Source organism: Variovorax ginsengisoli, assembly GCF_030486595.1.
GTDB lineage: Bacteria > Pseudomonadota > Gammaproteobacteria > Burkholderiales > Burkholderiaceae_C > Variovorax > Variovorax ginsengisoli_B.
On the sequence record NZ_JAUJZH010000040.1, the window covers coordinates 1 to 14,327 of the forward strand.

Consider the following 14,327-nt stretch of genomic DNA (forward strand, 5'->3'; position numbering starts at 1 on the left):
CCAAGCGCTCGACAGTCGGCTTATCACCCACGATCAATGTCTTCATCCACGACTCCTTGAAGTTCGTGGGACAACATCATATCTAATCTATTGAACGCAAATTGGTATGAGACCTGCTCCGAGCAGCCCGGCGTAGAAAGCCCTCGCTGCCTGGCCGCATCGTCCCCTGCGGCCTCCTCGGTTTGTTTCTACGGCCGGACGATGGCGAGCAATGAGGGTGAGTACGCAGCAGCTGGCCGAATCTTGCCGGCGACATCGCTAAAGGAACTGGAAGATGTGCCGATATAGAAGGAGCACGGCCGGGGGTCGAGGTGGTTGTGCCCATAGAGAAGGCGCATGCGCCGGCAAGGGACAACAGCAATGTATTTCAACATCTTCCGACGGAAACGGGCTGAACCCGCCGGGCCTCCCGCCGATCAGGCGACAGAGGCGTCGAGCTCGACCGGGCCAGCGCCTGAGGGAGGCTTTTTGACCTGCGCGCTTCAGCTCGACTCGGAAAGACACATCAAGGGCTGCAAGTTCGAGTGGCGCGCGGAGTCGGATGCTGCGAGCGGTTCCGAAAACTTCAGGACCTTGCTCACCACTCTGGCTTTGAACCTCAGGGGCGCGAAGACGGCTTGGCGGCTGGGCAAGCTGGTGGTCTACATCGATGCCACCGCCGAAGGTCTGGGCTTCAAGGAACTGCAGGCCCTTCCGGCGGACCGTGTGGTTCTCTGTCTTCGCCTGGCCGAACTGGCCGACATGAAGCTGCGTCCCTCGCTGGAGGCGCTTCGTTCTCAGGGCTTTGGGGTCATGCTGTGCGGTCAGGAGGTCTTGCCCCAAGCTCTCGAAGCGCCAGAACCAGTGCCATCGGAAACGGGGGATGAGCGATCCCGGATATCGGAGGACCAGTATGGCGGCCTGTCCTTCATCACGCACCTGGACGTGCTCGACGGGCGCAAGGACTTGGTCGACGGCGCGCGACACCTTCGAGGGCCGGGAGAGCCGGCCGTTTTGCCAATCGCCACCCGGATCGCAAATTGGCCCGAGTTCGACGCATGCGCCTCGCGCAAGCTCGACGCCTTCGTGGGCGGCGATTTGGCCATCGCGGCCGAGTTGGAGTCGGGCGCCCGCTTGCAACCGGAGTCTGTCCTCATCATCCGCGTCTTGCAGATGCTCCAGCGCAATGAGGACGTCCGTGAAGTCGAGGCTGCGTTGCGGATCGATGAAGAGCTGACAGCCCGATTGCTACGCCACATCAACACGCTCGCCAGCAGCCACGACGTGGAGGTGCACTCGCTGCACCACGCGGTCGGTCTGCTCGGCTACGCGGCGTTGTTCCGGTGGTTGTCGCTGCTGCTGGCGACCAGCACCAAAGCCAGTGGCCTGGCGTACATGACCAAGAAGGCCATCATGCGCGGGCGTTTTGTCGAATTGATGGGGCAAGGCACGCTTCCGGCGGAAGAGTCGAACAATCTCTTCGTCGCAGGGATGTTCTCGCTGATCGACCGTGTGCTGGGTATTCCCATGGAAGAAGTGTTGACCAAGGTGCAACTGCCCGGAGCGGTGCAGGAAGCCATCCGGACGCGTGGCGGCCTGTACGGGCAGTTCGTTGCGCTGGCCGAGACGTGCGAGATCGACGCCAGTGGGGCCGCAAGTCTGGCGAAGTCGGTCGGACTGAGTGCGGAGAGGGTCAATGCCTCACACCTTGCGGCAATGACGTGGGCGATGGACGTAGATTCACGGGAAGCCACCCGCTAGACAGGAGCTTCCCATCGCCCGAGCACAGCCCCCGCAACTGCGCGAGACGGTGGTGGCCGTAGGGGTCAGTGCCGACGCCGTCCGGCAACATCTGGGAAAGCCGCAGAAGTAGGTGCCCAGGCAGGGCGCTTCAGCCGACCGTGGACTTGCCCCTATCGCGCCGAAGTCTGTTTGCAGTCCGCGGCCGACCCCCTGCAGTCGTCCTGACGCGAGCGTGCCGAGGGATCGAGGCCGGGCTTCGCTCGATCGCCCGGACGTCGATCCGCCGGGGGGCGCTCGGCCAGGCCCGGATCGATCTGACGCGGGGCAGGCTCCGCCATCTTGGGGTCGCCCGACGGCGGGGGCCTCACGACCATCGCCGGGTCGGCGCCCGACCGCTGGCTTTCCGACCCTGGCCGTGCGGACGGCTTGGGAAGTGGCTGCGCGGCCACGAGACTGATCGACAACGCCATTGCCGCCACGCCAAGCAGGACGCAGGCGCGTGAACATGCGAAATCGCTCCTTTCCACCTGACAGCGTCAGCCGCGCTGTGAGTCGCGTTCGGCCGCACCACCCCGCACAGCGCCCAGTCGCCTTCGGTCAACGCGCCCGGCGGGTGAATAGCACGAGCGCTGCGGACAGCACGGCGCCCCCGATGGCCGCCATCTTGACGGCGCGGACCGGGTTTTCATGGATGTATTCGGCAGCGCTCGACTTGGTGGTCTCGAACTGCGTCTTGACAGCCTGCAACTTGCGGCCGGCCGCATCAACCGCATCGTGGGCGTAGGCCTTCGTCGCATTGACAGCTTGCACGCCGGCGCGCTGGACCTGCTCGGCGGCCTTCGCGACGGACTGGCGGGTTTGGCCGGCCACATCGGAAACGGCCTCCTTGACCGCCTGTCCTGCCTCGGCCGCCGATGGCTTGAATCCGGCGACCATGGGGGATGCGGAAGCTGTGATCCCGCTCGTGGTGCTCGGGGTTTCCGAGAAAGTTGCTTCGTCGCTCATGATGACCTCCAAAAACTGCTCTGCTGGACAGCTCATCTTGGGTGTTTCCGGACTCGACCATGTCTGAACGCATCCCCTCTTGCTGTAGGCCCGGACGCGCGCCTTTGAGTTCTCGTGCGGCCTATGCGCAGGTGTATGAGGACGCTGCCTGGGGATTCCCTCCGATGAAGGTCGCTTTTGCAGGATAGAGGCGCAGCGGCCGGGTCGACGTCGGCGCCGAGGGCGTGGCAGGAGCGCTGACATCGATGCGATCCGGAGAGTTGCCATTCTCGACCCAGTCCGTGAGTGCGCCGTAGAGCTTCGCACCGCTCCCCGTAGCGTTGACGAAGGATGTCGTCGCCATGGTCGGATCCTGCAGTTCCAGCGCGACCATGTCGGCGGCGATCGTGAACGGCGTCGGCCCGCCGAGGCGCCGAGGGCGGTTCCACGTGTGAGGCCGTACCACCGCTGCTTGCCCGTCGACTCGAGGCCGAAGCCGTTGTCGGTGCCCGGCGCGGGGACGGAACCGTCCGCGGACTGGCCATACCAGATCTTGTTCATGGCCTGCGCCTGCAGCTGCGTCACGCAGCTGGTGTCCGGTGCCGTGCCGCCGGCGGACGCACAAAGAACGGCGGGATCGAGCGTAGGATCGTAGTGGCACTGTGCCGGGTCGGGGATGTAGCCCAGGTGCACGCCTCCGACCACGTCGCAGGCGTTGATGGCGGCGTTCCCCATCGACGCCGCCTGCGCAGTGGTGAGTGGCACACCACCGAGATCTCGCCTCTGCGGATAGAGCTCGGCGGTAATGAACTTGCTCCAGTTCACGACCGGTGCGCCCGCCAGGATGCCGTCGAAATCCGCCGGGTTGGCTTGCGCTTCCATGTGACCTTGGCGGCCGCCGGTCGAGAAGCCGTTTCAGTAGGCATGGCGTGCTGGCGATCCTTAATAGGCTTGAGTGAGAGGCTTCGTCTTGACTGCCATCTCGTGAATGCCGCGTTGCGCAAAGTCCTTCCACAAGACCGTGTTGATGATGCCGTCCGGATTCATCGCGAACGAGCCGCCATTCGCGGTATTCGCATGGCCCGTATCGGTGCTGGCTGAGACTGCCCCCTCGACCATGGCCGTCGAAGCCGGAGAGCCGCCGTGTGCTGGTGCGCGAGTTCATGCACTGAGACCGAGGCCTCTTTGGGTCGGCGTTCAGCCGATCAACCTCAAGCCCGGCGGCAAGGCTTCGCCGAACACGCCGCGTTCACCGGCTTCGTCGAGCGGAACGACCTCGCGCACTCGGGCGATCCACGGCGCCGGAGCCCGATGGGCCTCGAGCCGGGCGATGACTCGTTCGCGCGCTTCGAGCGACAGGTCGCGAGCACGATCACCGCTCAGACGGGCCAGGTTGGCAGCGGCGGCGGCGGCGCCTTCGACTCTTCTCCAGTCCAGCGCGAGCAGGGCGTCGAGCCAGGCGACGGCGGCGGCGGCCGGCACCACGCCATGGGCGCTGCCGTACAGAGGGGCGCGCGCACCGATACGGCCGATGGCCCACAGCGTCCAGGTGTCGCGGGCCTGAGGATCGCCTGCGGCGCCCGGTCGCTGCAGGCGCTCGACCAGCCAGTCGCCGATCTCAACCTTGTGATCGGCCGGGATGCGTTCGAGCGAAGCGCCCATACGCACCATGTCGTCCCAGCCCCCCTTGACGAGCCGCGGTGGTCTTGCGTGGATGCCCGCCTCTTCGCCACGCAGGTTGATCGCGAAATCCTCGAGCAGCCGCGCCTGGGCTGCGTCGTCCAACCCGCCGGCAACGCGGCGCCACAGCGTCCACCATTCGGCATCGACTTGGCGATCGCGGCTGTGCTGCACGCCCTGCTCGAAAATCGACCACAACTGTTCGATGCGCCAGCCGTCGAGCGCGTCGCCGAATCCCGGCCGCAGGCACCAGCCGGCCAGGCTCAGCCACAGACGTTCGTGGTCGGCCGATCGGTGGCGGCCACGCGCGCGTTGCCATAGCGCGTCGAACAGCGGACGCAGCAGCGCGGTCGGCCAGCGCTCGCGGCTGCCGAGCAGGGCTTCGAGTTGCGTGCGCAACTGCTTGACGGCCTTGGGTCCGACCTCGCGGTCGCGGGCGCCGAAGACGCGCTCGATGCATTCGAGCGCCTCCCCAAAGCGCGCTGGCAGTCCGGCCCCGGCGGATGCCGGGGCAGTCGAATCGGTGCGCAGCTGGAACTCGAGCTTCCAGCGCTGCATCGGGTCGCTGGCGGAGATGCAGTGCACCTCGAGCGTCCCAACCTCGGTCAGCATCGTCACCAGCTGTACGGGAATGTGGCGTCGCGCGGTGCCGCCATCGGCCCGCACCACGGTGGCAACCGGCGGCAGCGGCTGCACATCGCGCTCGCGGAGATCAACCAGTTCGCCGGCCAGCGGCGTGGGCTGGCCCGCGCCACCGGCCGTGGTCGAAACGAGGCGGAAGCGTACCGGTTCGCCGACGCGCAGCTCGAAGTTCCGGCCTTCGAGGCGAATCTCGCGGCCTTCTTCGCTGCCATGCGGCAGCACGCAGACGGCTCGCCCCTTGCCGTCGTCGATCGGCAGAAAGTAGCTGCGCGCCGAACCGCCGCCGATCTTCGGCGCCAAGCCGCGCCGCGCCAGCGCGTAGGCAACCGCGCCGCGCGCGATCGCGACGTCCGGGTCGGCGTTGTGCAGCGTCTGCAGCGGCGCGCCGCGCCACGCGCCGAGCGTCGCGTGAAGACGCGCGGCAATCGCATCGGCACGGAACACGCCGCCGTTGAGCAGCAGCGCGTCGGGCAAGCCGGCCGACGCGTGCTGTTGCAGGAAGCCGGCGATATGGCGCGTCACGGCCGGATCGCTGGCGTAGGGCAGGCCGAACGCGACCAGGCCGCTGGCGCGCTCGCGCCGCGGCAGTTCGGTCGCCGCCACCTGCGGAAAGAAGCCATCGACCACGATGCGCTCGACCTCTTCGCGGCTCAGCGTCACCGAGCGTGCGCCGCCGACCAGGCGCGAACCCGCGCCGAGCAATGTGAGCTGCGCGCTGGCCGGCGCGTCGGCGGCAAGGAGCCGTTCCTTGGCGGCGCGACAGCGCTCGACCAGCTGAGACAGCTGGCCGGCCGACACGCGTGCCGCGGTCTGGCCCGCCGCCGTGTCGAGTCTGGCTTCAACCAGATGCGCGAGGGCCAGGTCCATGTTGTCGCCACCGAGCATCAGGTGGCGGCCGACCGCAATGCGCTCGAGCCGTGGCTCGCCCCCATCCCAGTCGACGCGCACCAGGCTCAGGTCGGTGGTGCCGCCGCCGACATCGCACACCAGCACCAGCCGAGTGCGCTCCAGCGCCTTGCCGAGCGCGTCGCGGTGGCGGAACAGCCAGTCGTACAGCGCCGCCTGGGGTTCTTCGAGCAGGCGCAGCAGCGGCAGGCCGGCGTCGCGTGCCGCTTCGACGGTCAGGGCGCGCGCCGCGTCGTCGAACGAGGCCGGCACCGTCAGCACCAGCTCCTGGTGCTCGAGCAAGGCCGTCGGATAGCGATGGTTCCAGGCCGCGCGCAGGTGCGCGAGGTAGCTCGCGCTGGCCTCCACCGGGGAGACCTTCGACACATCGGCCGCTGCGCCCCAGGGCAGGATGGGCGCCAGCCGGTCGACTGCGGCATGTGACAGCCAGCTCTTCGCGCTGACCACCAGCCGCCCGGGCACCTGGGCACCGAGTTGACGCGCCAGGCTGCCGATCACGGCCGCGTTGCCGGCGGCGTCCGGCGCCCAAGGCAGCGCCAAGTCACCCAGCGCCAGTTCGCCCGGCGCCGGGTGGTAGCGCATCGAGGGCAGCAGCGGCCGCGCCGCCACCTCGCCGGGCGCGACCAGCTGTTCGATGTCGAACAAGCGGATGGCGTCCACGCGGCCTTGCGCTGGCGCGCAGGCGACGACGGTGTGCGTGGTACCGAGGTCGATGCCGACCGTCCAGGCGGCGCTCATGAGAAGACCAACCGGCGGCGGCCCGCTACGCGTCCTGCCGGCGCTCGCCGCGCACATCGAATTCGATCTTCCAGCGTTCGTCGCCACTGCGCGGCACCGCTTCGAGTTCGAGCGTGCCGGCTTCCGTCACGCGGGCGTGCAGCCGCACGGGCACCACCTCGCCGGGGCTGCGGCCTTCGGGCGACAGCGTGGCCGAGAGGGGGGCGAGCTCCTGCAGTTCCTCGGGCGCCCAGGCGCCGATCAGCGTGCCGACCACGTCCTGGCGTCGCACCGATGAGGCGTAGAAGCGGAAGTGCACCGGCTCACCGATCACCAGCCCGAGTTCGAGCCCGGGCAGCTCGGCCTCGGTGCCTTCTTCCATGCCGAACGGTGCCACGCACAGCGCCTCCACCGGCGGTTCGATCCCGGGCACCGCGGGCATCGACGATTCGACCCCGACGTAGTACGCGAATGCGGTGCCTCCGCGGATGCGCACACCGTGGCCGTGCCGCACATAGCCGTAGTAGGCGGCGCCGCGCGCCACCGCCAGGTCGAGGTCAGCGCCGGCCAGGAGCCGCGCCGGCGCGGCCCCCTCGGCGGCAAGCCACCCGTTGACGGTCGCCAGCGTGCGATCGGCCAGCAGCGCCGACTTGAAGACGCCGCCGTTGAACAGCACCGCGGTTGGATGCAGGAAGCTGGCGCCTTCCGCGCCCTTGCCGATGCGGTCGTCGAAGCCCTCCAGTTCGGCCACCGCGCCGAGCTGCCGGCCGAGGAACGCCGCCAGGTGACGCGTGACGGCCGCATCCTGTGCATACGGAAGACCGAGCTGCGCCAGGCCGGCGCGCAAGCGACTCATCGGCCGTGCCGAAGCCTCGACCTGCGGGAAGAAGCCGTCGACGATCGTCATGCCCACTTCGTCGGCCGTCAGCTCGGTACGGATCGAGCCGCCGATCAACTTGCTGCCGCGGCTGGGCACGACGATGGGTTGCGCGGCGGTGTCGGCCGGCCCGTCGGCAGCGCCGAGCAGGTCTTCCTTCGCGCTGCGGCAGGCATAGGTCAGCGCGCGCAGCTGCCACGCATCGAGAGTGGTGCCGGCAGCGGCCAGCTTGCGGGCGACGCCATGCGCCAGCGCCAGGTCCATGTTGTCGCCGCCGAGCAGGATGTGCTCGCCGACCGCGACTCGGTGCAATTCGAGGTTGCCGTCGCGTTCGAGCACGGCGATCAGCGAGAAGTCGCTGGTGCCGCCGCCGACGTCGATCACCAAGATGATGTCGCCCGGCTGCACCTGCTTGCGCCAGGCGCCGCCGCTGGCCTCGATCCAACTGTACAGCGCGGATTGCGGCTCTTCGAGCAGCGTCAGCGAACTGCAGCCCGCGGTCTTGGCGGCTTCGACCGTCAGCTCCCGCGCGGCGGGGTCGAACGACGCCGGGATCGTCACCGTCACATCCTGCTGCGCGAACGGCGCCTCGGGGTGCGCGTGGTCCCAGGCGTTGCGCACATGTTCCAGGTAATGCGTCGAGGCGTCGAGCGGCGACACCCGAGCCACCTCGGGCGGCGCGTCGTGCGGCAGGATCGAGGCGCGCCGGTCGACGCCAGGGTGGCAAAGCCAGCTCTTGGCGCTCGACACCAGCCGGATCGGCGTCGTCGCGCCGCGGCTGCGTGCCAGTTCGCCGACCACCTGCCGGCCGTCGGACGGCCAGGGCAACATCAGCTCACCGGCCGCCATTTCATCGGCATGCGGCAGGTACAGGAACGACGGCAACAACGACATCGATTCGACCGCACCGAGCGCGGTGAGCTGCGGAATCGGCAGCGTGCCGTGAACGGTGGCCTCGCCGTCGCTGCCGGCAATGTCGACGTAGGCCAGTGCACTGTGCGTGGTCCCGAGGTCGATGCCGATCGCAAAGCGCGGCCCGGTCACAGCTCGACCTCCGCCGGCGCCACCACGCGCGCGTCGTGTCGCTCGGCCAGCTTGGGCAAGCGCACCTCGGTGACGCGCCAGCCGCGATGCCTCAGGCTGCCGGCAAAGGGCGGTTGACCGACCACGTTGCCAGTTACCCGGACCGCCGCGGCGTCGAAGCCCGCCTGCAACGTGACGCGGCTGCCTTCGGCCTCGTCGCGCACCGGCACGAGGCTGAAATGCTCGCGCAGCACCTTGGCGCAGCCTTCGTGCACCAAGCGTGCCGCCGCGCCGATCTGGGCGTCGGCATAGCCGCTGAGATCCTCGCCAACGAAATCGATCAACCGCGCCTCGCGCTGCAGCAGCGCGAGCAGCTGCAGCGCGGCGTCGGGGCTCAGTTCCTTCAGCACCGACGATGGGGGCGCCGTTGCAGCCGTTGGCGAAGCCGGAGTCGGTACAGCAGCGCCATCGCGCAGCGCGGCATACCGCGCAGCCAGATCTGCATTCGCCAACAAACCGAACAAGGCGCCGAATGCCAGTGGAATGCGGCGAAGCAGGGAGGGCTTGACACCGTCGGACGATGGGGGTTGCGTGCGGTTCATTGATTGCTCCAAATCGGCCGATCGGGCAGCTGCAGCCGCGATCGCCGGTTGTCAGGGCCCGGGCTTGCTGACGAGGTCAGGGCCGGGAATCGGATGTCGCCATGGACACATGGTGCAGCGCAGCATTGTAGGTGGGCGAAAGAAGCGAGTCGCCACTCTGGGCCGGGCCACGTCAACGGCTCAAGCCGTTCTGTCCAGGCTGGGCGCGTTCTCGAGCAGCGGAACGATTTCAGGCTCGGGATTGCGGCAGGAGGTCCGAACCGAACGCCTCCAACGATTATGTCAGCGCCAGGTCGATGCCCGCGAGAGCCCAGCCATTGCCTGCCGCGATAGCCGTTGCGCGAACCGCTCGCAGCCGAGCCGTGGCCGCTGCGTCATTGCCCGCCGCCGCCGCCGCGGCGATCGCACGCGCTCGCTCGACCATCAACTCGACCCAGGGCAGATGCTCGACCTGGAACATCCGCTCCAGCAAGGCCGCATGGTGCAGTGCGCACGACCAGTCGCGCGCTGCGAGGCAGGCCTCCATGGCGTCGCGGTAGAACCAGAGGTAGTTGTGGGCGAGCCCAGTGTTTTTCAGCAAGGCTTCGCCTGCGGCCAGGTGCGCGGCCCGCTCTTCGGCTGAATCTGCCACCCGTCCCAGCCGCCCCTCGAGCGCGGCGCCGATGAATCCGAGGCCGGTCTGCCGTGCCAGCGCGAGTGCCTGGTCCAGATCGTCGCGCGCCCGTGCGCGATCTCCCTGTCGCAGCTTGTGCTCGGCGGAGAAGTACAGCACGGTCGCCTCATAGCGCCGTGAACCGGCCAGCCGCGCGAGCACAAGCGCCTTGTCGCCTGACGCGCGGGCTTCCTCGAAGCGGCCAGCTTCGGTGAGCACCTGGGTCAGCGTGGCCTGTGCGAAGACCCGCACGGGCACGACGCCTAAGCGTTGCGCGTCCTCGCAGACCGAATGGGCCTCGGCGATGGCCGTGTCCAGTTGGTTGGCGTACCACAGACAGTGCCCAATCATGCAGCGGTTGGGCCCGGCGATGCGGATCTGCCCCTCGCACAGCGCGACGCAGCGTCTGAAGTAATCGAGCGCACTGGCCATGAAGCCTTGAGCGTAGCGGGCGTCACCGAGGCCGCTCAGCGCCCGCGCTCGGCTCTCCGCGTCGCCACATTGCTCGGCAGCCTCCAGCGCAAGCACATGTTGCGCGTCGCACTCGGAAATTCGGCCCTGAGAAAAATAGAGATTGCCCCGCGTGTGATGAATGCGCGAACGCTCGATAGCCAGTTCGAGCCGTTCGGCGATCGGCTGGGCCTCGCCGAGAGCTTGCATCGCCGCCTCGAACTCGCCCGTCACGCGATAACCCGCGGCGATGCCCATCCATCCGCGGCAGCGTCGCAAGTCATCGCCGGCCAGTTCGCGCGCACGCTGGAATGCGGCAATCGACTCGGTCGAGCGTCCAATCTCGCGCAACGTCTCGCCGCACAGCAACGCGAGTTCGCAGCCCGCGTCGGCATCGCTTCGCGCAGGGTCGGCTGCCAGCGTGCCGCCGCGTTCTGCCAGGCGCAGGGCGCTTTCGAAGCGCAACCGCCCGGCCTCCTGGGTCGCCGCACGCAAGTAGGCCGCCGCGGCCGCCGCGTCGTCGGCGCGGTCGAGATGCTCGGCCTGCAGCACCGGATCGTCGTCGCCGAACCATCGCGCGGCGGCCTGGTGCAATTCGCGTCGCCGACTCTTCAGCGTCGACGCGTAGACGGCCTCCTGGATCAGTGCGTGCGCGAACAGAAAATCCGGGCCGTCGGGCCGCACGATGTCGGCGGCCACCAGGACGTCGCAGCTTGCATCCGGCGCGCCTGCGACACCGCGCAGGTTGACGAGCGAGAAGCGCTTGCCGATCACCGCGGCGGCCTGGAGGGCAGCGCGATCGGGCGCGGCGAGGCGGTCCATGCGCTCTAGCACCAGACTCTGAATGGTCGGCGGCACGGCTGGCACGAGCCCAGGTGTCTCGCCGGCGCGCGCGGTTCGCAGCAGTTGTTCGAGGAACAGCGGATTGCCTTCCGCACGTTCGATGCACATCAGCGCAAATCGGCTCGACGCCTCCACCAGCCCGCCGGCCAGCAGGCGAGCTTCCTGCGGCCGCAGGGGTGCGAGATCGATGGTCATGAAGGCGCTGCCGTGGATCGATGCCCGCCACGCTTTGTCGAGCGGATCGCCCTCGATGCGCGAGGTCAGCAGCAGGACGAGCGGCGCCCGGGCGGCCGCCCGGGCGGCCGCCGCGACCAGCCGCAGCAACTCCGACGAGGCCCAGTGGAGGTCCTCGATCAACACCAGTTGCGAACGCGCCGCGGCGGCCCGTTGCAACAGGGAACCCAGCGCCTCGCTCGCGCGCCGCAGCCGGGTGTCGTTGTCCATCGCCTCGAAAATCGCCTCCAGCGACTTCGGCTGCGGCAGGTCGAGCCACTCGTTGACGAACAGCATTTCGTCGTCAGTCACAAGGCCATTTGCGGCGGCAGCCAGCACCGCCGCGCGGCGCTGGCCCTCGTCGTCGCGCGCGTTCACCTGCAACACCGTCTTCAGCAGCGTCGAAATGGCGTCCTGCCCCTTGCCGACGCCGAAATCCAGCACCTGCCCCGAGGGCGTGTCGAATCCCTGATCGCGCGCGCGCGCCTGGAACTCTTCCACCAGCCTGGATTTGCCGATACCTGCGTCGCCGCGGACCAGCACTGTCACTCCGACGCCAGTCTCGCGAACGGCGTTGAGCGCACCGACCAGTTGCCCGAGTTCAGCTTGCCGGCCAACGAAGGGCATGCGTTCGCCGCGGGCCAGGCGAAAGCCGAGCACACGCCAGATCTCCACCGGCGCGGCGAAGCCCTTGACAATTTGGTTGCCGGCCGATTGCACCTCGATGCTGGCCGCGACTTCGCGGTACAGCGCGTCGGAGATCAGCGTCTCGCCCGCCACGGCCAGCGCATCGAGCCGGGCGGCCAGATTGACCGGATCGCCTGTGACCGAGTACTTGGCCTTGCCACCGCCGCTGATCACCGCGGCCACCACCTCGCCCTTGGTGATGCCGATGTGCAGCCGCAGCGGGGCGCCGTGGCAGTCTGGAACGCCGGCGGCCGCGCTGTGCATAGCGAGCGCGGCATGCAGCGCTCGCTGCGCATCGTTGCCATGGGCCACCGGCGCGCCGAAGACCGCCATGACGGCATCGCCGGCCCGGTCGATCACGCGGCCGCCATGGGATTCGACGACCTTGTCCATCGCGTCGAAAAAACGCCCAAGCATCTCCTGGATCTGCTCCGGGTCGCTGCTGGCACACAGCGCGGTGTAGCCAGTGATGTCGGCGAACAGCACAGCCGCCTGTCGCCGGTCCGCGGTCGTCGTGGCTGCTGTTGCCGGCCGACGCTCGTCCTGCGCGGGCTTGTGCGTCGCCTCTGGCATGGAAGGTGCAGGCGCCGCGACTCGGGCCGGCGTGCCGCATTGGCTGCAGAACTTCGCCTGTGCCGCAAGTTCATGGCCGCAGTTGGCGCACGGGCGTGGCAGCGCAGCGCCGCATTCTTCGCAGAACTTTGCATCCAGCGCACTGGGATGGCGACACTGTGGGCACCGCATGTCCCGAGTTTCATCGCTGGCGCGCGCCGTGTCGAGGGCTGGAAGGGCATAACTGCTGCGGCTCGGTTGCATGCTCGCGGAAAACGAATCGCCTTCAGTCTGGATGACGTTGGCCAGCATGCCCCGGCTGACCCGGCCTCGAGTGCACCTACATCACTGTGGCATGGGGGTGTCGTGGATGCGCCAGTGTGTCAGCGATCAGGCGCAGAGCGTGATCGCACTCCTCGCGCGACATCGGGCCGCCGAGGCAGATCCGCACCGCCTCGGGGGGTGAGCCGTCGGTCGAGAACGCCGCGCTGGCAACGACGCCGACGTTCTGCGAACGCAGGTAGGAGGCGAACTCCACCGTGCTCCAGGCCGAGGTCAACGGCAGCCACAGGTGAAAGCCCTCGCTCTGCGCGGCGACGTTGTGCGCCCCAAGGTGTCGAGCCGCCAGCGCCTGGCGAACCGTCGATTCGTTGCGGATCGCCTGCAGCATGGCGTCGGCGGTGCCGTCTTCCACCCACAGCGTGGCCAGTGCGTTGGTGATCGGCGAGGCCATCACGGTGGTCGCGCGCAGGGCGCCCGCCAGCCGCTGCGACTGCCGCGCCCCGGGCGTGCGCACGTAGGCATTGCGCAGCCCCGCGCCCAGCGTTTTCGAGAAGCCGGTGATGTAGTAGGTGAGCTCGGGCGCCATCGTGGCGATCGCGGGCGGTACCTGGCGCGGCAGCAGCGCGTAGGCGTCGTCCTCGATGATCGGGATGGCATAGCGCAGCGCGATGTCGGCCAGCGCCTCTCGCCGGGCGCGAGAGATGGTGGCGGTGGTCGGGTTGTTCAGCGTCGGGTTGCAGTAGAGCGCCTTGGGCTTGAGGGTCTTGCACGCGTGCTCGAATGATTCGCCCATCGGCCCTTCCTCGTCGAGCGGCAGCGCATGCAGCTGGATGCCCAACTGCGTCGCGATCGCCTTGACACCCGGGTAGGTCAGCGCTTCGACGCAGATCAGCTCGCCGGGGCGCGCCAACTGCGAGAACAGCGCGGTCAGCACGCTGTGGATGCCCGGGCAAACCAGCATCTGGTCGAGCCGGCAATCGGGCACCCGCGGGCGGATCCATTGCATGCCGGCCTCGCGGTCGCGCGTCGAGCCGCCGAAGTCCTGGTAGCGCAGCAGGTCGTACAGGCCAGCCTCCGCCATCACACGGCTGGCCGACATGCTCATGCGTTCGATCAGCGCCGCATCCTGCGGCTCGGGCGGCAGGTTCATCGTCATCTCGGCGCCGCCGCCACCGCGCAGCGGGAGGCTCGGGCTGACGCCGCGGATGAAGGTGCCGCTGCCCGAGCGCGAGTCGATCAGCCCGCGCTTGCGGGCCTCGGCATAGCCGCGCGCCACGGTCGTGTAGTTGAGCCGCAGTTCAGCCGCCAGGTCGCGAAGCGTCGGCAACTGGTCTCGCGCGCTCAGGCGCCCGGTCCGGATGTCCTCGGCGATCAGGTCCGCAAGCAGCAGATAGGCCGGCTTCGGGCTGGCCTCCAGGCGCTTCTGCCAATGCTGGGTGAGTTTGGTCATGGCGGAGTTGATCGCATGGATTGATTGCATCGGTACCTGTAGATG

The 14,327-nt window shown here is 68.5% G+C and carries 8 protein-coding genes and 1 pseudogene; 1 reads left to right on the forward strand and 8 read right to left on the reverse strand.

Annotated elements, in window-relative coordinates:
* The first annotated feature begins 360 nt into the window (after positions 1-360).
* Positions 361-1,740 (forward strand): EAL and HDOD domain-containing protein, encoded by a 1,380-nt coding sequence (locus QZH52_RS34575; RefSeq protein WP_301815787.1) that lies wholly within the window; start codon positions 361-363, stop codon positions 1,738-1,740.
* 579 nt (positions 1,741-2,319) lie between these two features.
* Here the strand turns inward: QZH52_RS34575 and QZH52_RS34580 are convergent.
* The 8 genes and pseudogenes from QZH52_RS34580 to QZH52_RS34615 all read right to left on the reverse strand — a co-directional run bounded on the left by QZH52_RS34580 (position 2,320) and on the right by QZH52_RS34615 (position 14,282).
* Entirely contained in the window at positions 2,320-2,727 is a 408-nt protein-coding gene (locus QZH52_RS34580) for a hypothetical protein (RefSeq protein WP_301815843.1), read from the reverse strand.
* 121 nt (positions 2,728-2,848) lie between these two features.
* Positions 2,849-3,100 carry a tannase/feruloyl esterase family alpha/beta hydrolase gene (locus QZH52_RS34585; RefSeq protein WP_301815837.1) on the reverse strand — a complete coding sequence of 84 codons (252 nt, stop codon included), beginning with the start codon at positions 3,098-3,100 and terminating at the stop codon, positions 2,849-2,851.
* A 131-nt stretch (positions 3,101-3,231) separates the two neighbouring features.
* Positions 3,232-3,588, reverse strand: a pseudogene (locus tag QZH52_RS34590) (tannase/feruloyl esterase family alpha/beta hydrolase); the annotation flags it as partial.
* Between the two features lie 315 nt (positions 3,589-3,903).
* Positions 3,904-6,672, reverse strand: coding sequence for an Hsp70 family protein (locus QZH52_RS34595; RefSeq protein ID WP_301815789.1), 2,769 nt, complete (start codon positions 6,670-6,672; stop codon positions 3,904-3,906).
* Positions 6,673-6,697: 25 nt separating this feature from the next.
* Entirely contained in the window at positions 6,698-8,572 is a 1,875-nt protein-coding gene (locus tag QZH52_RS34600) for an Hsp70 family protein (protein ID WP_301815791.1), read from the reverse strand.
* Positions 8,569-9,153 carry a DUF2760 domain-containing protein gene (locus tag QZH52_RS34605; RefSeq protein WP_301815792.1) on the reverse strand — a complete coding sequence of 195 codons (585 nt, stop codon included), beginning with the start codon at positions 9,151-9,153 and terminating at the stop codon, positions 8,569-8,571. The genes QZH52_RS34600 and QZH52_RS34605 overlap by 4 nt, the downstream gene beginning before the upstream one ends.
* Positions 9,154-9,430: 277 nt before the next feature.
* On the reverse strand, positions 9,431-12,862 hold the full coding sequence (locus tag QZH52_RS34610; RefSeq protein ID WP_301815794.1) for an adenylate/guanylate cyclase domain-containing protein: 3,432 nt from the start codon (positions 12,860-12,862) through the stop codon (positions 9,431-9,433).
* 28 nt (positions 12,863-12,890) lie between these two features.
* The gene (locus QZH52_RS34615; protein ID WP_301815795.1) at positions 12,891-14,282 is read right to left on the reverse strand and encodes an aminotransferase-like domain-containing protein; all 1,392 of its coding nucleotides are present in this window, start codon (positions 14,280-14,282) and stop codon (positions 12,891-12,893) included.
* Positions 14,283-14,327 lie beyond the last annotated feature (45 nt).